Annotated in this window: 24 protein-coding genes; 5 read left to right on the forward strand and 19 right to left on the reverse strand. The window is 55.0% G+C overall.

Going from position 1 to position 21,536, the window contains the following annotated elements; genetic code table 11:
• Window positions 1-100 precede the first annotated feature (100 nt).
• From ttrS to QOL81_RS05535, 4 genes are all read left to right on the forward strand, one after another.
• Window positions 101-1,822, forward strand: coding sequence for a tetrathionate respiration histidine kinase TtrS (ttrS, locus tag QOL81_RS05520; protein WP_283439745.1), 1,722 nt, complete (start codon window positions 101-103; stop codon window positions 1,820-1,822).
• Window positions 1,794-2,393 carry a tetrathionate respiration response regulator TtrR gene (gene ttrR / locus QOL81_RS05525; RefSeq protein ID WP_089186224.1) on the forward strand — a complete coding sequence of 200 codons (600 nt, stop codon included), beginning with the start codon at window positions 1,794-1,796 and terminating at the stop codon, window positions 2,391-2,393. Before ttrS ends, ttrR begins: the two co-directional genes overlap by 29 nt.
• Window positions 2,394-2,733: 340 nt before the next feature.
• Window positions 2,734-3,396 carry a VUT family protein gene (locus QOL81_RS05530; RefSeq protein WP_025303625.1) on the forward strand — a complete coding sequence of 221 codons (663 nt, stop codon included), beginning with the start codon at window positions 2,734-2,736 and terminating at the stop codon, window positions 3,394-3,396.
• A 17-nt stretch (window positions 3,397-3,413) separates the two neighbouring features.
• The gene (locus tag QOL81_RS05535) at window positions 3,414-4,145 is read left to right on the forward strand and encodes a metallophosphoesterase family protein (protein ID WP_197826852.1); all 732 of its coding nucleotides are present in this window, start codon (window positions 3,414-3,416) and stop codon (window positions 4,143-4,145) included.
• Here QOL81_RS05535 and QOL81_RS05540 read toward each other — a convergent pair.
• Together QOL81_RS05540 and QOL81_RS05545 are read right to left on the reverse strand one after the other, a co-directional pair.
• The gene (locus QOL81_RS05540; protein WP_197826850.1) at window positions 4,138-4,626 is read right to left on the reverse strand and encodes an ATP synthase subunit B family protein; all 489 of its coding nucleotides are present in this window, start codon (window positions 4,624-4,626) and stop codon (window positions 4,138-4,140) included. The genes QOL81_RS05535 and QOL81_RS05540 overlap by 8 nt on opposite strands.
• Window positions 4,627-5,280: a helix-turn-helix domain-containing protein gene (locus QOL81_RS05545; protein WP_070914523.1), complete on the reverse strand. Its 654-nt coding sequence runs from the start codon at window positions 5,278-5,280 to the stop codon at window positions 4,627-4,629.
• Between the two features lie 869 nt (window positions 5,281-6,149).
• On the opposite strand from QOL81_RS05545, the gene QOL81_RS05550 reads away from it, so the two are divergent.
• The gene (locus tag QOL81_RS05550) at window positions 6,150-6,392 is read left to right on the forward strand and encodes a DinI family protein (protein WP_060420138.1); all 243 of its coding nucleotides are present in this window, start codon (window positions 6,150-6,152) and stop codon (window positions 6,390-6,392) included.
• Between the two features lie 167 nt (window positions 6,393-6,559).
• On the opposite strand, the gene QOL81_RS05555 is transcribed toward QOL81_RS05550, so the two are convergent.
• From QOL81_RS05555 to QOL81_RS05635, 17 genes are all read right to left on the reverse strand, one after another.
• Window positions 6,560-7,744 carry a phage tail fiber protein gene (locus QOL81_RS05555; RefSeq protein ID WP_283439717.1) on the reverse strand — a complete coding sequence of 395 codons (1,185 nt, stop codon included), beginning with the start codon at window positions 7,742-7,744 and terminating at the stop codon, window positions 6,560-6,562.
• A gap of 3 nt (window positions 7,745-7,747) precedes the next feature.
• Window positions 7,748-8,941 carry a tail fiber domain-containing protein gene (locus QOL81_RS05560; RefSeq protein ID WP_060420129.1) on the reverse strand — a complete coding sequence of 398 codons (1,194 nt, stop codon included), beginning with the start codon at window positions 8,939-8,941 and terminating at the stop codon, window positions 7,748-7,750.
• Window positions 8,942-8,969: 28 nt separating this feature from the next.
• On the reverse strand, window positions 8,970-12,554 hold the full coding sequence (locus tag QOL81_RS05565; protein WP_070915348.1) for a TipJ family phage tail tip protein: 3,585 nt from the start codon (window positions 12,552-12,554) through the stop codon (window positions 8,970-8,972).
• Window positions 12,555-12,608: 54 nt separating this feature from the next.
• Entirely contained in the window at window positions 12,609-13,235 is a 627-nt protein-coding gene (locus QOL81_RS05570; RefSeq protein WP_060420117.1) for a tail assembly protein, read from the reverse strand.
• 42 nt (window positions 13,236-13,277) lie between these two features.
• Entirely contained in the window at window positions 13,278-13,628 is a 351-nt protein-coding gene (locus QOL81_RS05575; RefSeq protein ID WP_154618175.1) for a hypothetical protein, read from the reverse strand.
• Window positions 13,629-13,665: 37 nt separating this feature from the next.
• Window positions 13,666-14,370 carry a C40 family peptidase gene (locus QOL81_RS05580; RefSeq protein WP_283439718.1) on the reverse strand — a complete coding sequence of 235 codons (705 nt, stop codon included), beginning with the start codon at window positions 14,368-14,370 and terminating at the stop codon, window positions 13,666-13,668.
• Window positions 14,371-14,379: 9 nt separating this feature from the next.
• Window positions 14,380-15,129: a phage minor tail protein L gene (locus tag QOL81_RS05585; RefSeq protein ID WP_047730874.1), complete on the reverse strand. Its 750-nt coding sequence runs from the start codon at window positions 15,127-15,129 to the stop codon at window positions 14,380-14,382.
• Between the two features lie 12 nt (window positions 15,130-15,141).
• On the reverse strand, window positions 15,142-15,480 hold the full coding sequence (locus tag QOL81_RS05590; RefSeq protein WP_257711087.1) for a phage tail protein: 339 nt from the start codon (window positions 15,478-15,480) through the stop codon (window positions 15,142-15,144).
• Window positions 15,480-17,648 (reverse strand): phage tail tape measure protein, encoded by a 2,169-nt coding sequence (locus tag QOL81_RS05595; protein ID WP_283439719.1) that lies wholly within the window; start codon window positions 17,646-17,648, stop codon window positions 15,480-15,482. The genes QOL81_RS05590 and QOL81_RS05595 overlap by 1 nt, the downstream gene beginning before the upstream one ends.
• Window positions 17,641-17,862, reverse strand: coding sequence for a hypothetical protein (locus QOL81_RS05600; protein ID WP_019453673.1), 222 nt, complete (start codon window positions 17,860-17,862; stop codon window positions 17,641-17,643). The genes QOL81_RS05595 and QOL81_RS05600 overlap by 8 nt, the downstream gene beginning before the upstream one ends.
• Window positions 17,863-17,879: 17 nt before the next feature.
• The gene (locus tag QOL81_RS05605) at window positions 17,880-18,245 is read right to left on the reverse strand and encodes a phage tail protein (RefSeq protein ID WP_060420111.1); all 366 of its coding nucleotides are present in this window, start codon (window positions 18,243-18,245) and stop codon (window positions 17,880-17,882) included.
• Between the two features lie 123 nt (window positions 18,246-18,368).
• Window positions 18,369-18,824, reverse strand: coding sequence for a major tail shaft subunit (locus tag QOL81_RS05610; RefSeq protein WP_016926946.1), 456 nt, complete (start codon window positions 18,822-18,824; stop codon window positions 18,369-18,371).
• Between the two features lie 41 nt (window positions 18,825-18,865).
• Window positions 18,866-19,249, reverse strand: coding sequence for an HK97-gp10 family putative phage morphogenesis protein (locus QOL81_RS05615; protein WP_207188352.1), 384 nt, complete (start codon window positions 19,247-19,249; stop codon window positions 18,866-18,868).
• Between the two features lie 5 nt (window positions 19,250-19,254).
• Window positions 19,255-19,644, reverse strand: coding sequence for a hypothetical protein (locus QOL81_RS05620; protein ID WP_060420107.1), 390 nt, complete (start codon window positions 19,642-19,644; stop codon window positions 19,255-19,257).
• A 57-nt stretch (window positions 19,645-19,701) separates the two neighbouring features.
• On the reverse strand, window positions 19,702-20,142 hold the full coding sequence (locus tag QOL81_RS05625) for a lysozyme (RefSeq protein ID WP_283439720.1): 441 nt from the start codon (window positions 20,140-20,142) through the stop codon (window positions 19,702-19,704).
• The gene (locus QOL81_RS05630) at window positions 20,129-20,449 is read right to left on the reverse strand and encodes a phage holin family protein (protein ID WP_283439721.1); all 321 of its coding nucleotides are present in this window, start codon (window positions 20,447-20,449) and stop codon (window positions 20,129-20,131) included. Before QOL81_RS05630 ends, QOL81_RS05625 begins: the two co-directional genes overlap by 14 nt.
• A gap of 690 nt (window positions 20,450-21,139) precedes the next feature.
• A complete protein-coding gene (locus QOL81_RS05635) occupies window positions 21,140-21,502 on the reverse strand; it encodes an antiterminator Q family protein (protein ID WP_047730873.1) in 363 nt (120 codons plus the stop codon).
• Between the last annotated feature and the right edge of the window lie 34 nt (window positions 21,503-21,536).

Genomic DNA, 21,536 nt, shown 5'->3' on the forward strand with positions numbered 1-21,536 from the left:
GAACCTAACGTTGATCTAAAACAAGTGACGGCAGGCAGATTGCCCATCAGGAGGGGCCGTGAGGGTCGTGTTATTACTGCTGCTCAGTCTCGGCTGGGGGATGGCGGCACAGGCGGGCGAGTGGTCGGTCGGCGTGCTGGCGATGCGCGGCGATGCGGCGACCGCGCGTGACTGGCAGCCGCTGATCGACAGGCTCAACGGCAGCGTCGGCGGTGAACGCTTCCGCCTGCGGCCGCTCGATCTGGCGCAGATGCGCGAGGCGGTCAATCGGGGCAGCGTGCAGTTCGTGGTCACCAATCCGGCGCAGTTTGTGCAGCTGAACAGCCACTATCATCTGCGCTGGCTGGCGTCGTTGCGCGCCGCCAACGGCGACCGGGCAACGTGCAACATCATCGGCAGCGTGATTCTGGTGCGGCGCGACAGCGGCATTACGACGCCGCAGGCGCTGATGGGCAAAACGGTGGGCGCCATCGATCCGCAGGCCTTCGGCGGCTATCTGACCGGTTATAAGGTGCTCAGCGATGCCGGCATACGGCCCGAGCGCGATTTTCACCTGCGCTTTACCGGTTTCCCTGCCGACGCCCTGCTCTATCTGTTGCGCGAACGCGCCATTCAGGCCGCCATCGTCCCCGTTTGCCTGCTGGAGAAAATGGATCAGGAAGGCCTGATCAATCCGGCGGATTTTCGCCCGCTGTTGCAACAGGCCGCGTCGGTTCCCTGCGTTACCAGCACGCCGCTTTACCCCAACTGGTCGTTCGCCGCCCTACCCGGCCTGGATAACTCACTGGTGGATGCGGTGGCAAGAGCCTTGCTGACCGCACCGCCGCAGTCACCCTTCCTGTGGGGCGCACCGGCCTCGACCAGCGAGGTGGAAGCGCTGCTGCGCGCCGTCAATCAGCACCCGGAACAGCGGCGGCTGTGGCTGGATATCAAAAGCTGGCTGATCCAGCATCAGACGGCCGTCGGCCTGTCGCTGGCGGTGCTGGCGCTGTTGATCGTCAACCACATCTGGATCGCGCTGCTGGTACGCCGGCGCGGGCGGCAGTTGCTCCATGCCGGAGAGCAACTACGGCGGCAGGAGCAGGCGCTGGAGAACGCCAGGCAGCTGAACGTGCTGGGGGAGATGGCCTCCGGCTTCGCACACGAGCTCAATCAACCGCTGGCGGCTATTCGCCACTATGCGCAAGGATGCCTGATCCAACTGCGCAACACGGACGCCGGGCATCCGCTGCTGGGGCCGCTGGAAAATATCGACCGACAGGCGCAGCGCGGCGGCGAGACGATTCATAACCTGCGCCAGTGGGCACAGCCCACCGCAGAGGCGATAGACCAAACGCGCTGGCAGCCCGCTGCGGTAAGCGAAACCGCCGAGCGGGTGTGGGCGCTGCTGCGCCTGACGCAGCGCTATCCCGACCTGACGTTGTTCAACAACGTGGCGCCTTCGCTGACGCTAACCCTGCCGCCGGCGCTGCTGGAACAGCTGCTGGCGAACCTGCTGCTGAATGCGGCGCAGGCCGGGGCCAATGCCGTCTGGCTTTCCGCCACCCAGAGCGAACGGGCGATCGAGTTGCATCTGCAGGACAACGCGGGCGGCATGACAATGGCCGGGCTGGAACAGGCTTTTCGCCCCTTCAACACCACCAAAGCCGGCGGCATGGGGCTGGGGTTAGCCATTTGCCGGCGCCTGGCCCGCTATGGCGGCGGCGAAATCCGCCTGGCTAACCGCCCCTCCCCCGACAGCCGCAATGGGCTGTGCGTAACGCTGCATTTCATATTGAACGATGAGGAAAACCATGTCGCTAATTCATCTGGTGGACGATGACGTCGCCGTCACCGACGCCTGCCATTTTTTGCTGACCAGCCTCGGCCACGACGTGCAGTGCTGGAATGACAGCACCGACTTTTTGGCGCAGGCCGACCTGTTTCAGACCGGGATCGTCTTGCTGGACATGAGGATGCCGAAACTCGATGGGCACCAGGCCTACGCTGAGCTGCGCCGCCTCGGCAGCACGCTGGCGGTGGTGTTCCTGTCCGGCCATGGCGACGTGCCGATGGCGGTGGAGCAGATGAAGTACGGCGCGGTGGACTTCCTGCAAAAACCGATCGCCGCTGAACCGCTGATCGCCGCCCTCGAACGCGCGCACCGGGTTTCGGCCGTAGCCTGGCAACGCCATGAAACTTACGGCCGCTACCGCACGCTCACGCCGAAAGAACGCGACATCGCGCAGCTGGTAGTGCGAGGCATGATGAATCGGGAAATGGCGGAGCGGCTGAATATCGCGCTGCGCACCGTGGAGGTTCACCGGGCGAAAGTGATGGAGAAAATGCAGGCCGCTAGCCTGGCGGAATTGGTGATTCAGCTGCAGGCTCTGCCGCCCACGCCCCGGGAGTGAACGTATAAAGCCCTCATCAAGCTAACGTCCCGTATTCCTCTTCCCATGATTGACACAGCGCAATCCAGGTAATATATTCATTAGAAATATTAATGAATTACGGTAAAGTCATCTGTTCTCAACCAACAGGCCATCAGCATTCTTCGCAAAACCCAGCGTAGCGCTTTCGCCTTCAGGAACCCCGTGAGGGAAAGGAGAGGCGTTGCCTTGAATAAAGAGAAACGATGGCCATGCGACATGACTCAAGCATCATTGCGCCACTATCTGGCCGCTTGGTTGACGTTTTAAATAAGTATGGATTATGAATAACAGAAGAACACGGACTAAATAAGGAATAAAAATGCAAGGAAATCTCAAGCTCTATGGCCTTTTTGTTGGCCTGACGGTGACCATTATGATCACCTGCGACACGTTGGTTTATAAGGTCTTTGATATCTATGGTTTTAAAATAACGGCCAGCGGCATTGTATTCTCCCTGTGTTTCTTGATCTCCACATTGCTTACTGAGGTTTACGGCTATAAATTGTCGGTCAGAGCAATATGGATCATGGTCTTCTGTCAAAGCTTATATGTCATCATACTTAATCTCTCAGCCGTTATTCAGCCAGAAAACAACGATATCGCCACGCACTATTATTCTTTGTACCACGAATTCTGGCGAGTCATGATCGGTACCTGGGTGTCCGTTCCGGTCGCTTATTTCGTCAATGGTTTTATTATTTCAAAGATGAAGATTATCTTCTCCGGCAAATACTTCTTTATCCGATATATTGTGGGCTCCATGTCTACACAGGCCGCCCTGTTGCTGACAGCCTATCCGATCAGTCTTTCAGGAAAATATACCTTCATGGAGTTGGTTAACATCATAAGTACAACCTGGTCTTATAAAGTTGTCGTCTCCATTGTCTTGCTGCCGCTCGCCATCGCCTTAGTCGAGTGGGTGAAGAAGATAGAAAACACCGATCACTATGATTGGGGCACCTCATACAATCCATTTAAGTAATATCAACAGGGTCTAGCATGAAAGTAATTCAGATTAGCGACATACATATTATGCCTAATGAAAGCGCGCTGGCTTCGAAGCATCTTGCTAATTTCGACAGGGCCATTGACTTCATTAATGCCAATGCCGATAAAATCAATGCCGACTTGATCATTGTGACGGGTGACATCTCTCATGATGGCGATATCCCCTCTTATGAGCGCTTCTTTAAGATAATGAACCGCACTTCCTTACCTTTCTATTTTTTCCCAGGCAACCACGACAACAAAAAGAACCTGGACGATGCAGCCCGTAAGCAGGGTGGCATCTACGATATAAACTCGTTTGAAGATGACGAATGGTGCATGCTCAGCATCGACTCGGTGGTTGATAACGAAGATTTCGGCAGGGTCTCGACGCATGCGCTCGACACGCTTGAAAAAGCCATCGTCGCAAGTGGCAATAAAAAGGTCGCCGTCTTCTTGCATCATCACCCTATTCCGGTAGGCACGCCCCTTGTTGATAGCTGTATGTTAAACAATGCTGAGGAGCTATTGAGCCTCTGCCAACGATTAAACGTTAAGTTTATCGGCTCAGGCCATGCGCATACGTTATTCCAAAGAAAGCTGGGGGAAACCTTAATCTCTGTTTCCCCGGCAATTTGTTCGCAATGGAAAAACGGCACAAGCGATGTCAGCAGCATAGACAACTCGGCTTTCAGCGTAATTACGTTCGATGAGCATATTCACGTCGAACCCTGGTTTATTTAATCAACGTCAGTATTGTTTTTTTAGACTTGTCGATTTTCTTTGTATTTTTCAAAGAGGCAGAGAGTGCTCTGCCTTCTTTTACCCCGGCATAAAAGGCTATTTTCGTCGCATCCAAGGACTCGGTTTTGTCGACAAGATCGCGATCCTTTAGGAAATCCGCCCCTGATATTGATATCGAGTCAACGTCGTTTTTCAACGTCCACATACAGTTTCTTTTTTCTTCATGAATCGACAGTTTGGCCGAGGCGATTTTTATTTTAGACTCGGTCTCGGCGATAAAAGCGATGTCTTTCGGGTTAACGTGCCTGAGAAAATCGCCCTCGATGAGTTGCGCCCAGTTTTTTTTCACGAAAGTATGGGTGCCAAACTCTTTGAAAAGCCAATATCCATCCGCCGTTCGGATCACACTGCGATCTAACGTATAGAGGTAACTGGGAGAGTATATTTTTCTTAGCCTTCTCATTATGTTAAATAAATCCATTTATTTCAGCCTCTTTATCGTTTTCAATAGAACACCGACGATCGCATAATCGCTATAGGACTTCACGCTGCTATCTGAATCTAATGAGATATTTGTAAACAACAAGTCGTCGTCAGAAACAAAAACTCGCCTTAAGCATATTGGGTAATTTTTCAGCTTAACCAGGACGATATCCCCATCACAAAATGGCTCCTTGAGGGAGATCACACAATACGTTCCACGGTCTAATTCAGGCGACAGTGAATTATTCGTTATCTCTGCCACAAACAGCGAATCGTCCGTCATGTCATCGACTTCTGTCGTATAGGTATCTGCCGTTCTGATCGTGTTGGCCAGAAAACGCTCTACATCGCTGTAGCTAATGAGCGGCAGCGATCTCACATTGTGTTTGGCCTCCCCTGTGACGCTTAAATCCTTGTCAGTCAGCTCCCCTACTTTTACGCTGAAAAATTCACCAATGGATGCAAGCGTGGCGATCGTGGGATTCCCCACCCCTTTCCTCAGATTATTGATGGTCGCAATACCTATCCCTGTTTCGCTGCTCAACCGACTGGCGTCAATCCCGTGCATGCGCATGAGGTAAGTGAGGTTTTCGCCTATCATTTTCAATGACATACCATTTTCTTCTGATATTTTAATGTTGTTTGGTTGCATTATAATGTTTTAAACCTATACTTTAGCGTCATTAAAGTGAATTAAAAACATTAAACCACTTAAAAGGTGGCCATGACAATAATCCTGGGCGAGCGACGGACGAAAAACACAAAAAACCTATTGTAATAAAATGATTTTATTGCAAATCATCGTTCTTGATGAACGTGACTGGTTTTTATTGAAATGATTCATTTTACTTATAAAAAACTATCTAAGCAGGCTAACTCATATCCCGTTCATCAAGCTTCAGAGGCGCTTGACAACGCCCGGGATATCTTCATCGCATTCACGCCATAGCTGCCGCGGGAGAAACCTAAAATACTGATCATTAACCTCGCAGCAATTTAGTGCAAGAAAGCCCACCTGGAGAGCAAACCGCATCCCGGTTTAATTTTAAACGAAATGAGATGAATGCCTTATTCAGCGCTCATAGAGCGACTATTGCCCAACACTCGGGATTTTTTCTCCATCAGAACGCGAAGACGCGGCATCAGCGCCCGTAGCACTGAGTTCCGGCGCATACCTGCGTTGAGCAACATTATGCCAAGAACGGCGACCAGAAAGGTGGCGCCGGGCCTCCAACACCAGGGAGCCCCGGCCCGACGCCACCGCCTGCCTTACGTATTGATTTTTAAGGGTGAAAAATGCAGGCTGCGGGAATGATCACGCCCTTTGAAGATTCACGCGCGAAGTGAGCGGGGAAAATGCAGGCCACTGGCCAAACGTAAGAAAATGATTCTGCGGCAGGCTTAGCCCCCCGTAGCGCAAGCAAGAATGAACGCCTCATGCAAAATTGCTTTCCCACTCTTGCCAACCCGCCTTCCTCAGGCCAGAATACTGTACATTAAATCAGTATTTACAGGTGAGTCATGTTTGTAGAATTAGTGTACGACAAGCGCAACGTCGCTGGGCTACCCAACGCCGCCGAGATTATTCGCAACGAGCTGGAAAAACGCGTGCATGCGCTGTTTCCTGAAGCCGAAGTGCGCGTAAAACCGATGCAGGCCAACGGCCTGAACTCCGACGCCAGCAAAAGCGATCGTGAGAAGCTGAACCGAATGTTGGAAGATATGTTCGAAGAAGCGGATCAGTGGCTGGTCACGGATATTTGACGGGGAAAAACGGGATTCGCAGGGAGAAGACTCCCACCCAGCGGGAACCCTGCATCGCAGAACGGGCAGTCGTTCTGCCCGAGCCTATCGGTGATAATGCCGGCGCCGATGCAATAGGCGGCCAGAAACCTACTGCACCGGCATTATTTACCTGGCATCCACTTTATTTATGAAGCCGCGTTGGTTTCCGATGGCGTTTCATCGTTTGATACCAGCGCCTCTGGCGGCAACACTTCCACCGCTTCATGCACCGGCATGGTGAGGCGCAGATCGATCCAGCGCCCTTCAGGGATATCCATCGCCTCGCCGGCCACGATCGTTGCGCTACTGATGTCAAAACGACGTTTGCTGATTTTCACCGTAATCACGCCGTCGCTGTCGGTGGCGGTTTCCACAAAGCACAGGCGGTTACCGTTCGCGTCCTGCGGTACTTCGATCGTCCAGCCCTCTTCCGCAAAACCTAACGCGCCGGTGACTTTGTAAACGCCAACTGAAACACGTTCAGCAGATACCCCCGCAGCCTCACTGTTAACAGCCGCATAGCCTGACAGTGCAAAGTCGTCCAGGTAGTCATCAGCCATCTTTTCCGGCGCGCCAGACAACCTGGCGATCGGAGACGCTTTTTTGATGAAGCCATTGGCGTCAACGGTTGTATTTCTGGTGTCCCAAACCCTGGCCCACGGTGCTACAGTGCCGTTTTCATTCGTTCTGTAATGCAGACCAAAATTCCCGCGAGATGCAATCTGAAACGCATAGTTAGCAAGCGATGTATGCGCTATATTGATCCCCATAAACGCCGAGGTAGTGGGGGCTGGGCCATCGTTTGTCGCGGTATTTCCCGCAGTTAAAAACTGCCCCTTCGCTGAAGAAAGCGCTATATCCCACCCAGTATTTACCCCCTTCCCACCTATCCCATAATCCCCAGGCTTTAACGCACTTGCTAGCGTAGCCGCCGCATTGTTTTCACTAACTTTTGCAGCCTTTGCCGAGGCCGCTGATTTATCAGCGGACAACGCGGCTTCGGCGCGCAGGCGATCGACGGTTTGCACAATCTCAGGTGTGATGTCGCTTTCACCTGGACGCCGCAGGAAATCATTGAGCGTACCGGGGAGGGAGTCGGTATAAACCTCTATTGTGCCTACACGCTCTGGTTGAGCACCGTAGACAGATACAATTACCTCGTAGGCACCAGGCTCTACATTAAGCGAATACCGGCCCGTATCATCGGTGACAGATTGCGACTTTGCCAAATTTAACACCGTGGATGATGTTTTCACTGAGCGCATCGTAATAGTTACGCCAGAACGAGAATCACCGTAAGGCCCCTTTAACACCCCGCTGACTAACACCATTATTTATTTCCCCATTAGCAAGTTAATTAATTCATCTTGGCGATCTATTCTTTCCAGCATTTCCTTATTCGCTGTCAATAAAAGGCCAAAAAGCTCAAGTGGATTAAGAGATTTTTTTCCATCGGATAATGTCGTAACACCATTAGGTAATATTTTCTCGACTTCCTGCGCAATCACACCGAAATCATGCGTAGCACCTATAGTTACCCCGCCGTCATAAGTAGTATCTTTAAATTTGTATGACACTGGACGAATTTGACGTATCACCGCCGATGCAGCACCCGGTTCTACGGGATTAATTTTTTCTTTGATTGTTTCGTCTGAATCAAAGAAATTTATTCCCTTCTGAGAACCATCAATTGATACTTCAAGATAACCATTACCAATTGCGGAAAATGCCCGTACTCGTCCAGCAACGGAGTATGATCCAAGAGGTGCGGCGAAAGAACCATCTTGGCGCATTTCAAACTGAGTAACCAACCCGCCAGCCTGATTGGCTATCCGGTATCTAAACCCGCCAGTACCTACGCCTCGGTTATTGACAAGTTCACTTATACCGGTAGAACCATCCCAACCAATGGCAGTGCACGCATCAACGACAATTCCATTAACCCCTTGAGTTTTTACTATCCCGTTTATCAATCCACCAGTTTTCCCATTGATAGTACCCAGGCGATTATCGTTTCCAGCGGCCACAGTGTTTGCGGTAGTACCAACATCACGGGACGCCGAGTTACCGAGGTCGCTTTTATTGGCCTTTTTATCGACTTCTGTTTTATCCGCCTTCAAATTCAATGCAGCGGTAAAACTATTCCAGGCAGGGCCGGTGTAAGTGCTGCCGTCAGGTAACGTCACCGTAATGTTTCCGCTACTGCTGAAGACCTGTTGCCAGTTCTCTTTATCGAAATTCAACCCACGCAAGGCTTTCGCCGTTTCGGTGGCCAGTTGGGCGGTGATGGCGTTCATCGTGTCACGCGGCACGGCACTCCAGGCAACACTTTGCTGAGCCGGGCCGTCATAGGCTTTAACCAGCGTTACCTGAGTGGCGTTATCAATCGTTTTTACCGGCAGCGTATAGGTGACGCCACCGACAACGCTCACGATGAAATCACCGGCTTTCAGCTCGGTATTGAATGCCGTCCCCGTACCTTTCACTACGGCGGAATTATTCGTTAGGGTTAGAGTGCCTGCGGGCATAGTGCTCTCCTTTATAAATGACTGTTAACTAATCTAAACTGAAGGCCGTATACTGAGGCGATGAAAATAGCTCCACTAAAAAGCTTGTTGACTGTCTGGCAGAAGATGACTGATCTACCTGCCCAACGGCCAATTGCCAAAAAACAGACTGTCCCTTACCAAGGTATTCATCAATAAAAACAATTGACACCGACTTACCAGAATCAGAACTACCTGTCGACTCAGGTAAATAACTGCCACTTGTTGAGTTTTTTCTTACACCACCATAAAAATGAGGATATGGAGAACCGTATCTTGTTATCTGTATCCGTCCAAACACACGAACTGGTATTACACTATTACCACTAAATTTTAAGGCGCGGCTATCATTTGTATATCCTGACCCCCAGCTTAACATCGAGCCATCCATGATCGCGCCTTCGATATTCGCGGCGGAAAGTTTCCCCTCAATGGAGCAATTCTCGAGGATCCGGCAATTGCCAATTACGCCATTTTTAAACTCACCGGTGTCGGCATATATAGCTCCACGGGCGCTAATGTTATTGAATTGTGCCCCGCCATCTTTATTTATCGCCCAGCCACGCTGCCCGTTTATCCAATTAGAAGACTGGATATGCTGTGCGATCTTGGCGCTATCGATGGTGCCATTGCGAATAAACGCATCGCTAATAAACACCTGTCCATCCACCACGGCAAACGGCGAATACTGATTGCTGTTGTTGCCGCTCATCAGCACAAACTGATTGGCGTTAAAGCCCACGCGGGTGGTGACCGGCCTGCCGTTTTCCGCCAATACCGCGATCGACATACCCGCGTTGTAGAAGGCACCGTTCACCCGCACACCCGCTTTCAACGTATGGATGGCCGTGGCACCGTCGGCGTCGACCGTCGCCGTCAGTTTGTCTTCCAGCACCGCCGTGACGTCGTCAATCTGCGCCTGCACCTGGGTTTTCATCTCGGCCAGCCCGCGATCGACCTCCGCGATGGTGGTTTTCACCACCATGATATCGGCGCGCACCGTACCGTACTGCGCCCACTGGTGATCCACCGTCGCATTGTTGGCCAGCGCATTCTGCAAGATGGCGTCGATATTGGTGTCGATATCGCCCACCAGCCGCTCACCGTCTTTCGCGGTCAGGAGATCGTCGCCGATGTTCTCGAGATAATCGCCGGCGTCCGCGTTCGCCTGCCCGGCGGCCCAACCCGTCCAGTCCCCCTGATTGCCGGTGCGGTCTTGCAGCCGCGCACGGAACCAGAAGGCCTGGCCGGCCTTCAACCCGGTCATGGCGTGGGTGTGCAGCGGGTACGGGATATCGGCCAGCAGCATCGCGTTATTTCCGGCGGCGTTGTCCGCATACTGAATTTCGGTTTTCAGCGTATCTTCAGCGCCGGACGGGAACGCCCAGTCGAGCTGAATGCCCCACAGCAAAGGCGATGCCTTGAAGCCGACCGGCATCGGCGGCTTACCCTCTTTGCCCTTGAGGTAGGTTTCCATCGAGGTCGCCCAGATGGACGACACATTGCTGGCGTTGATGGCCCGCACGCGCACCCGATAACGACCGGCGTAAATCCCCGGCACTTCGAAGCCGAGCGCCGAGGTGCGCGGTACCGACACCCAGTTGCCGTTATCTTTGCGCCATTCCGCCTCATAGGCGATGGCATTTTCAACCGCGCCCCAGGCGGCACGCAGGGTGGTAATGGCGATCCCCTGGCTCACCGAGGAGTAGCTGTCGATGGCGATGTTTTTCGGCGGCGCCTGCACGCCGGGCGGAATGATGGAAATCGGCCGATCGTCGATACGCGCGCCGGTATCGATGCGGGCGTACTTATTCGGATCGTGTTCCGCGGCGTTGACGGTATAGGTGTTGTCGCCGTTATCGGCGATGCCCACCACGCGGTAAAGCTGCACCGCCAGATCGTCCGCGTCGATGGACCAGGCCGCTTCCGGCGCCGGCGTCTCGCTGTAGGCGGTAGTGACGGTCACTACGCATTCATTCACCGCCTGCACGGTGCGCGCCTGCGCCCGGCCGGATGGCAGGTTGACGATCAGGCGATCGCCGGCTTTGGCGCCCGGCTTTCTGTCCAACGTCAGTTTACGGCCGTCCACGCCGCTGAGGCGCCCGCCAATCACCCGCCCGGCCAGCATCTGGTCCGCCACGCCGACGATATGCCCCGGCATGGGGATCATGCCGTCCAGCCCCACGGAGAAACTGACCGTGCGATCCTTGCTGTTGGTCAACAGCGCCCAACGGCCGCGGCGATTCGCTTCGCTCGGCGTGGTGCAGCCGATGGCCGTCAGTTCGGTCTGGTTCACGTCATAGCGGCGCACCAGATCGCTGTCGAATACCGCCTCTATCGCATCGGCGTAATGGTTGCCCGGATCGGACCAGCTGACCATCGCGGTGCTGTAACGGGTACGTTCGCTGGCGGAGGAATAGGTAAACTTGCCGTCGATGACGTTGGCGCGGGTGTAGGTGAAGTCCATATCGCGCGGCATGTCCGCCAGGGCGACCATTTGGTTTTGCCCCCAATAGGTCATGCCGCGGAAGATGCCGGCCAAATCGCTCAGTACCGTCCAGGCCTCTTCCCGCGACTGCAAATATACGTTGCAGGTAAAGCGCGGCTCCATGCCCTCGCCGCCGCGCCCGTCCGGCACCGGCTGATCGCAATACTGCGCGATGCGATACAGCTCGGACTCGGAGACCTGGGAAGCGTCGATGCGGTCGCCCAGGCCAAAGCGCTCGGCCAAAATAATGTCGTAAAACACCCAAGCCGGGTTATCGCTGTAGGCCCACTTAAAGCCGCCGCTCCAGATGCCGGTATAGCTGCGCGTTTGCGGATCGTAGTTGTCCGGCACGCGGATCAGGCGGCCGCGCGGTTTGCAGCTGATCTTCGGGATGTTGGGGAACTGCTTTGAGTCGAACTCCACGTAAAGCAGCGCAGTGTTCGGGTAGCGCAGCTTGGCGTCGATGATTTCGGTCAGCGCCTCGATGTTCATGCGGTCGGCGATCCGGGCGCTGTTGGCGTTAGGCGTCAACCGACGCACGCGCAGCTGCCATCCCGTGGTGGCCTTCGGCAAGTTGATGCGGTGCGAGCGTTCATACAGCGAGGTGGTTTTATCGTCGATCGCCGCCGTTAGCACCTCCTGGTAGCTGCCGCCGTCGGTCGCCACGTCGATGGCATACTCGATGCGATAGCCGTTGACGTCGCCGTTGTCCGCTTGCTTTTGCAGCATGGGCCACCCCAGGCGCAGGCGAACGGCGGAAAGTTGCAGGTTCGAGACGGAACGCACCCACGGCGCGCCGCTTTTCAGTTCGCTGCCAACCGAGATCTCATTCTCAACGGCGGGTATGCCCTGGATATATTCCTGCGCCTGCGAACCAGGGCGGAATTCCCAGCGGAAACCGGGAAAGTTTTCCGTTCCGTCGCTGCTCAATACCGGCGTGCCGTCAACAAAAATGTTTGTGCCATCCAGCCCGCCGGCAAACTCCCCTTCGCCCAATGCGAACAACATCTTCGCTCTGGCGATCGACTGAATGCTGTCCGGCGATTCTACCGGCGTGTGGCCGCCACCGCCGCCGCCTTTTCGCCCACGGATCATGTTCTGTGCCATATTTCGCCCATAAAAAAAGCCGCTATTGCGGCTGTCTGTTCAAACGGATGATGGTTATTGCTGGTCTTCGGTATAAATGCCCGCGGAGATAATCGCCCCGCCAATTTCACGCGTGCCGTACAGCACGCCGACGGGGTTGCCCTGCGCCGTGGTATTGACCGGCCCGCCAAAGGCATAGCTCGGTTTATTTTCCGGGCCTTGCCGCATGCGCAGCCCGCCCATTTGCGGGGAGAGCATTTGGAGAATGCCACCGAGGGCCATGGAAGCACCGGCCATCGCCGCCATGCCAGTTCCCCCACCCGCCGTAAATGCCCCCAGAGCCCCCGTCCCTGCACCCGCAGAAACATACATGGCCACGGCAACCAGCGCCACGCCCAGCACGGTCTGGAATAATCCTGCGCGCTTGCTCCCAATCACGACGGGAACAAGGTGAATATCTTCCGTCCCTTTGGTGAGCTCCAGCTCATCCTGCCCGACATTGCGTTTACCAACGAAAATAGAAAATGTCAGGCCGCGTTTGTGCGCTTCAAGCATGTAGCGTTCAAAGCCTGGAAGCAGATTTTTCATCGCATCGATCGCTTTTGGCACCGTTGGCGCCCGATATTTAAATTCGCGGCCGAAAACCTTAATCATGGGACCATGAAAACGAATGGTTCTGAGAGGAATATCAATAAAATCCATACAACCTCCAATAAAAAGCCCCACTAGAATGGGGCTGTATATTTACTTGCGGGCGCTATTTATTATTATTTTACATTCGCGCTTATTAAGTTCAATACCACCTAGCGCTGTGGTTCCATTTTTACAGTCTGTTGAAAGTTTTCTAATACTCAACGCACCATATCTATCACCTTTTGCATCAAGTAGTTCGTTAATTTTTTTTGAGTCTGCCGTATTATATTTTTGCTGAGCATCCATTAATGCCATAAACCAAGCCCACTTCCTTACATACTCACCAAGAATTGGATCTTCGTCTATTTCTTTATGATGACTAAGATATGCATCCAGTGTAGTTGCATTAGCAAAAAAAGAAGTCATAAAACACAAAGCCAGCGCAGAGATTATTTTCTTCATTACCCTTTTCCTTAAGCTGAAAAGTGGAATGATAGCATCACATCAGCGCTTTGTGCCGCAACACCTTCACCGTTCGCTCCTTCCAATACCCACCATAAGGCACCCGCTGGCTGAGCATGCCGTACATATGGTGCAGCAACAGGCCATCTGCCAGCAGAATGCCGGCGTGGTTGGCCACCGGCGCCGAAACCTGCATGATCGCCATATCCCCCGGCTGCGGCGGGCCATCGAACTCGCGAAAGCCGCAGGCATGCCAGTTATCCAGATAGCGGTTTTCACCCCGCTCCCACCACGGATAATCAACGCGGTAATCCTGAAGCGTTATGCCGTGCTCCTGCCGGTAGTAGCTCATGACCAGCCCCCAACAATCGGTATGCCCCAGCACGAACGGGCGGCCCACCAGCGGCAGTTCGCCGCGCGGCAAGAGGGTGCGTAAATCCCCCTCCGGCCAGCTGGCTATCGCCCAGGGCAACTCCATCGCGTCGCACTGCGCCTTGTCCAATTCACTCGGCTGCGTGGTGGCGTCCGGGTGACTGTGCACAATAAGGGTGATGGTGCCCCATTCGGCGGCGGCCACGTAGTCTTCCGGCGCCAGATAAAACTGCTCGGTGGGGTTGTCCGCCAGGTTGCGACACGGGAAATAGCGCTCCACGCGGGACTTTTGCGCCACCACACCGCAGCATTCGCGCGGATACTCGGCCCTGGCGTGGGCCATAATGGCCGCCGCGGTTTTTTCTTTCATGCTCGCCCCCTACTGCCGGATCAACGCCGCGCCGGGGAAGCCGCCGAACGGCAGCGGCTCGTGCTCGCCAAAGCGTTTTTGGCAGTCGCTCAACAGCCCGCCGCAGCGATCCTGGCTCGGGTCATCCACCGGGTTGCCCTTGTCGTCAAAGTAACGGCTACCGGCGTAATCGCAGCCCTTGCCGGTGCGATAGCCGCCGCGCGAGCACCAGGTGCACAGGCTGTGGATTTGCCGGGTCGGGATGCGCAATCCCCGCAGGTCAGCCGGACTCGAGAGTTCGAACTCCACCGCTTCGTCGCTTTCCGTCGCCTTGCGATCGATGTAGAACACCTGCAGCTTTTCCTGCAGCGGATCGGCCGAAGAGTTCCCTTGCGGGAAGTTGCGGGCATCAAGGTAGTGTACCAGCGTGTCGTGGATCCGCACCTTGGCCTGCGCCATGTCCTCAAACTGCAGGCAGAGCGCGCTGATCAGGCCATTGATATTGGCGACCGACAGCTTAGGCGCATTGCCCTGGCTGTCGGCGGAGATCTCCAGTCCTTCGACGCTAAACGGCCACGGGCCGTACTCCTGCCCCTGCCACCAGACCGATTTCGCCGGCAGTTTGGTTTCATCACCGCCGGCGGCGGCCAGCTCTTGCGGCGTAAAAGGCAGGGTATCGCAGTGAAAGCGCAGAATATCGGCGCCAAACCGGGTGCCGTCTACCTCAATCAGGCGGATGCGGTTGCCCGGCTCCAGCTTTTGCAAATCTGAATTCAGCATCGTCTCCCCCGGTTAAACGTGGAAGGCCTCGGTAAACGTGGCCGTCAGTGAATAGTTGTCCCCGCCCATGGCGACCGGCTTATAGCCCTCGCAGCGGTACAGGCCGGTAACCTGCGTCGGTGGCGTCCATTGGAAGGACTTCACCCCGTGATGGTTTTCCAGAAAGACGATGATCGGCGTGATGTAGTCATACTTGCCGACAAAGGTCAGATCCCAGGAGCGCACGATCGGGTTAATGCCGTCGCCGGAGACCTGCGCATAGCCGTCGCCGAACTGCGCCTTTCTGACGCGAAAACGCATATCGCCGGCGGCATTGACGCGCGCCGGAAATTCAAATGTCTGAATGCCCATTACATCCCCTTGATTGCTTTCCAAATCGGCTGGCCAGGCATCAGGTTGCGGTTGATCACCTTCTGGCTTTCCTGCGCGGCGATATTCCCCATCTGTTTACCGAACTCGCCCCATCCGGGATCGGCCTGCGAACTGACGGTGCCGCCGTTCTCGATGGTGATGTAGACATTCGGCGCCGCCGCAGCCTGTTGGCCACCGCCGATCGCCCGCACGCCGAGCGAACCGTCCGCGCCGCGTTTGAGCGGCATGATGGCCTCCGGCCCGGCTTCGCCCATCAAGCCGGCGCCTCTGGCGAACGCGAACAATGTGGGATTGCTGACGATCTGGCCGCTGAATGCGCTCAGCGAAGGCGAGGCGTACACGCCGCCCTTGGCGTTAAGGAACATCGGCACAGGCCCCGGATCGTTACCGGTAGGCAAAAAGAAACTCATACCGGTTTTAAGGGCGTTAAACATCGCCATCTTAATCATCATACCGGTTAGGTCGTTCAGGATGGATTTGGCAAAATCACCGAAACTGGCTTTGCCGACGGTGACAAAGTTAGTCAAGGCGTTGGCCATGCCATCAAACGTTTGGGTCGTTATGTTTTTGACTTGCTCAAAAACGTTACCGCTATCACCCGTCCAAGCCAACAGGCCCTTTTTCAACCCGGCGACATAATCCCCTTTAATCGCCGCTTTTTTCTGTTCGGCATCGCGAACAATATCCAGTTGGCGTTGCTGTTCACTCGCGAGAATGTCTGCCTGTTGCACATATTGCTCGGAATTTTTATCTGCCACCTCCTTGTCCAACTGCAGGCGACGTTGATGGAACGACTCTCTGATCTGCTGCTCTGCGACCATTTGATCATAGGCTTCAGGCGACAAAGTCATTTGTGCGTTCCGGTTGGAGTACTCCAGCTGTTTCGCGTCGGTTTCAGCTTTCAATCGCTGGCGCATATTTTCTTGCTGCTGCGCCAGACTGGCGATCTGATATTCGCGTTCGTTCGACAGTCGCTTACCATAAAGCGTTTTCAGTTCTTCGCTGGCTTCCTGCTCTTTGCGTACCGTCGTCTGCCCAGGCGCGTATTGTTCCGCGAGCTGTTGAAGCAGCTTCATGTACTGCTCCTGCTGCTTTTCTTGTCCACTCTTATCTGCCCCTGACCTACCAGCAGCTGACTGATCATCTTTAGGCTGCTCAGGAGTTACCATTGCATTAATATCAGATTGAAACTGGCTAATACGTTGGCCAAGCTCTGTATAAGCCAAAAAGCGAGCATCATTTACATTGTCAAGATTACGTTTAGCAGTTTCGATGGCCTTATCCATCGACTCCATATCCGCCGCCGTTCTGATCAACTCCTCCTTCCTGTCCTCCGGCTTACCAAACAAGAGACTGCCAATCCACCCCGCTTTATTAGCCTGCTCTATCCGTGTTTTCAGATATGTTTCATTACGTTGCAGCTGCTTTTTTTCATCAAAAAGCATCTGAAGCTGATCTCTATAATCCAGTTGCTTTACAGCTAACTGTTTATTAGACATCTTAGCCAATGTCGGGACGGTCTCTATTACTGCATCTTTCAATGCCAAAGCCGACTCACGGGCCAATTGGTTTTGCTCATGGAAGTACGCCATCGCCAATCCCGCCTGGATGGCGACACCGATCGGGCCGCCAAGAACCCCCAGCGCGACGTTGGCGACGCGAGAGGCAGAACCGACGCCGGTCGTCGCCTGAGCCGCCCCGCGCGCCGCCGCCGCCTGATCGCGCCAGGCCGCCGCGCTGTCATTCAGGCCGCCGGCCAGTTTCAGCATCTCCTCCGCCCGGCTACCGCCTTCGCCGGAGGCGCTGCTTGCCTGGCGAGCCGCGTCGTCCAACTGCTTCATCTGCGCTGTCGCGGCGACGGTGATGGACGCAAGTTCGGTGAGCGCCTGCCCATACTGGCGCGAGGTGGCGGCGAGCCCCTGCAGCGACAGCTCGACGCCGGCCAGCCCCGCCAGTTTCCCCGCCAGGCCGCCAAGCGTGCCGCCGATGCGTTGATACGACTCGTCGGTCTTCTTCGCGTCCTGCTGAGCCTGGCGGTTAAATTTGGCGGATTGTTCCCCGGCGGTACGGTAAGCCGCCGTCAGTTTGTTTTTAAAGTTGGTGTCATTCAGTTGCAACCCGACGACCAACTGTGCGGTATCAGCCATTTCCCAGCACTCGCATAACGTCAGCACACTGCATATCAATACTGCTTTGCGCGGGCTGACCGGATTGATGAACGGGGGCACTCTCCGCCGCATCGGCCGTCATGCCTTGCAGTTTGAAGTATGCCCGCCAGTGATTCAGGATGTGCGCCGGCAGCGCGGCGATCTTGCGAGGATCCGACTCACCCCAGCGATCGGCCAGTTGGAACACCAACATCAGCCAGGGCGAGTCAGTCAGTTTTTTTCCGCTTCCTCCAGGCTGCCGACCGCATGGCGCTTAACGGCGCCGATGGCTTCGACCAGCGTCGGGTTGTCGTGCGCCGCCAGCAGATCTTCAACGCTCGGCAAGGCGCCGGCCGGGATGCGTTTGCCGTCCGGCGTCATCAGGCAAGACAGCAGCAGCTGCACGTTGAGCTGTGCGGCTTTGTTCATATCACCGCTGTCGATGGCGGCCTTCATGCCGTCTTCGTTTTCCTGCAGTTCCGCCGCTTTCAGGCGGCGGATAAAGGCTTTGGCGCCAAAGATCTGCGTTTCGATCACGTGGTCGTCGGATTTCAGCAGCGCCGCTTTCAGCGCTTTCAGATCGTATTTCTCAGTCATCGGTTTTTCCTTGTTCATATAATGTGCTCTGCATGAAGAAAATTGCCGCAGGCCACATGGCCCGCGGCGGAAGCGATCGCGTCGAGCGCCCTCAGGCGTTAAGCCAGCGCGCTCGTCGGTTCGTCACACCTTCGGGGTAACCGAGCCCCAGGTGTTGCTGTTTTGCTTGCCCTGAACGGTAATCTGAATGACTTCGCTCGCCGGGGCGGTGATCTCATTCATTTTCCAGCCGGACAGCGACAGGATGGAGGTGGAAGTGCGGCCGTTCGGCAGCTCGACGTAAAACTGTACCGTTTCGCGCTTGTCCGCCGCATTCAGCAGCGCCGCGAAATCGGCGTTGGACGGATCGTCGATGAAACCGATGGATTTCTCCGCGCCTTCCGGCAGGTCGGAAATAAACTGCTTGGCGGTATCCAGCAGCGTGGTGCAATCGACAAAACCGCCGGTTTGCCCCATTTCACCCACCGCTTTACAGTTGGTCAGCGCCTTCATGGCCGTGGGCGCAGCCCCAACGGTGCCCCATTTGACGATAGTGCCGGCAGGCAGCATGGCGTATTCTGGCGAAGTTTTATCAGCCATAGTTTTTCTCTCTCTTTTTTGATGAAGGATGGTAGCGGTCGCTACCGGTTTTCGATGCCATAGCGGACGTTAGCCGCCAGGATGCGTAACACTTGGTGCTTATGGTGATCCAGCGCAGGGCGAATAAACGGGGCGGCGGCTTGCGTTGCCGTGCCGTACTCCTGCGCCAGGGCTCGGTGGTAATGCTGTTTACTGGGGCCGACGCGCAACGTCACCGCGTTCCATCCGGTAACGATCGGGCGTATCGCGATGCCGGCGCTCAGCGATGGCTCGCTGTTTGGCGCCCCCCGATCGGCACACTGCCGCATCGTGCCAAGGACCGGGGCTAACGCGGCGTGGCCGGCTTCCGGCAGAATGTGGCTGGTGACCTCGCGCCGAATCGTTTCCAACCGGCGAGTCAATTCCGCCATGCCGGAAACCTTCATGGCGATCACACCGCCACCTCGGAATGCGTGATGAGGTAATCGCGCGCCATCCGATACTGAACGCGGTCATCTGCCAGGGGCGTGGCGCTCTGCAAAAGGGTGCTGCGCGCGACAGCCTGTACCGGCCATTGGCCGATATGGCCATGCCGAACCCCTTCCCAGGCATTCAAAACCGCCTTATCCAGAGCGATCAGCCGGGAGTAATCGTCGATCACGTACAGCACGATCTGAAAACGGCTTTGCACCAGCGAGCTGTCAACCAGACCGGTGTTCACTTTCAGATCGCTGATCTTCTGATAGGTCACGCCTTCTTGCTGCGGATCCGGCAAGATCAGCGGGTAAGCCGCCAGATGGGTTAGCGTGGCCAGCGAGCGTTGGATTTCATCTTCAATCATTTGGGCAAGATCTCCGTCGTTTTGAGGGGGGAATCGTTGTGCAGACGCATTCGGGCATCAGGACAGGAACAGCGCGCGTTCCGCCGCGCGCCGGGCAAGCAACCCATCGAGCCGCACGCCGCCCGCATTGACCCATCGACCGAACTGGTCGGCCGCTCCCTGCCGATCGCCGGCGTTCAACCGGCGCAGCAGCGTCGAGTTCTCCAGCGCGCGCAGGCCCAGGTTATAGGCAAAGCTCACCAGCGCATCGAACTGCCCCTGCGTGATCGTCACCGCCACCCGCCGTTCGACGCCCTGTTCGAATTGGGCGATACCGCACAGCAGCAAACGCTCGGCCGTTGCGGCATCGATCGCCATGCCGGCACCCACTTTTCGTCCTGCGACCGGCTGGGTCCAACCGTAACCGATGGTCCAAACGCCGACCGAGTCCTGATAAGCCTGCAATCGCAAACCTTCGAAACGCTTGATCAGCGCTATGCCATCGTCACTTATCTTCATGGTTTCCTCCTGACGCTTTATTGAGAAATCGGCGTTCCAATCCCTTGATCAGCGATGCTCCCGACCACCCCGCCATGCCGCATACGCCGCCCATCACCTCCGAAGGCCAGTCGTAATGCAGCGCAATCATCACCATGGTCAAACCGGCGAAAATAGAAACGAACAGCTGCAAGAACAGCGTCCTCCAGCTAAAGGTTTCGCCGTTCAAGACCTTGAAGGAATAGCTGGCGATCGCCCCCAGCAGCGTCATGCCGAAAGCAAGCAGCATTGAAAGAATGTTTGGTTCATTTTTCCAAGGCATAATCATCACCCTCCCCTTGCCGGGGCATAGCCCGATCTTCGGGAGTCATGGAAAAGAGCCGCTAAATGCGGCACTTCTCCCCGTCATTCCTGTTCCATTTAAAAAGCGGCCATTTACGCTGTTGAAAATGGCTTATTCGCTCTGCTGAGCCTGGGCAGATAAATAAGATTGCGCTGTTTTATAAAGAAGAGGGATTAGCCTCCCGTCGTGGTCATTCAACGACAGTCATTATTCAGTGAGTGATTGACCGTTTTGACAAGGAGGCTAAAAATGAAAAATCCCGCCGGAGCGAGGTCTATCTATCGTGCGGCGGCGCCGGCAACAATTCAGTTTTATCAGATTACCGGCTTATTTGCGTACGCGTGAGTCTTTTATGATAAAAAAATAAAACCCCGCCGGAGCGAGGTTTATCTATCGTGCGGCGGCGCCGGCAACGACTCAGTTTTATCATATTGCCGGCTTATTTGCGTACGCGTGAGTCTTTTATGATAAAGAAATAAAACCCCGCCGGAGCGAGGTTTATCTATCGTGCGGCGGCGCCGGCAACGACTCAGTTTTATCATATTACCGGCTTATTTGCGTACGCGTGAGCTTTTTTAATTATGGCGACGCGCAAGATATTTTACTCGCCCTTATTATTCCTTATATCATTAGGAGGCGAAAAATAAGCCCTCTTCAATTTCAACGGCAGCCTTTTCAGCGATCCATACTCAACGTTATATCCAGCATCGCCAGGCATCCACCGATAAATCCCTCCGCCGTTTGCATCTCTTTACGTATCGTACCGTCTGAACATTTCCTTTTCAGGGCAATCTTGCGCAGAGATATGCCATAAACATGGTGGGCAATGATGAGATCGAACTCTTCGGGTTTGTATTTCTTCAATCTGCCCACGCAACCGTCGATCACCAGGCCGTCATCATCGCAGCAGGAGAGCTCGCCATTCGATTTATAGGACAACAGCCCTTTGAATCCGGCGGCAATGGGGGAATAATCAATGCCGCTGTTATCCCTGGCCCATACGCCCCATCGCTCCAACACTTCATTCATATCTCTCATGCTTCCACCTCCTTTGGGCGTTTGCCACATCGCC

Origin of the sequence: Serratia sp. CC22-02 (assembly GCF_900182895.1) — a bacterium.
GTDB lineage: Bacteria > Pseudomonadota > Gammaproteobacteria > Enterobacterales > Enterobacteriaceae > Serratia > Serratia nevei.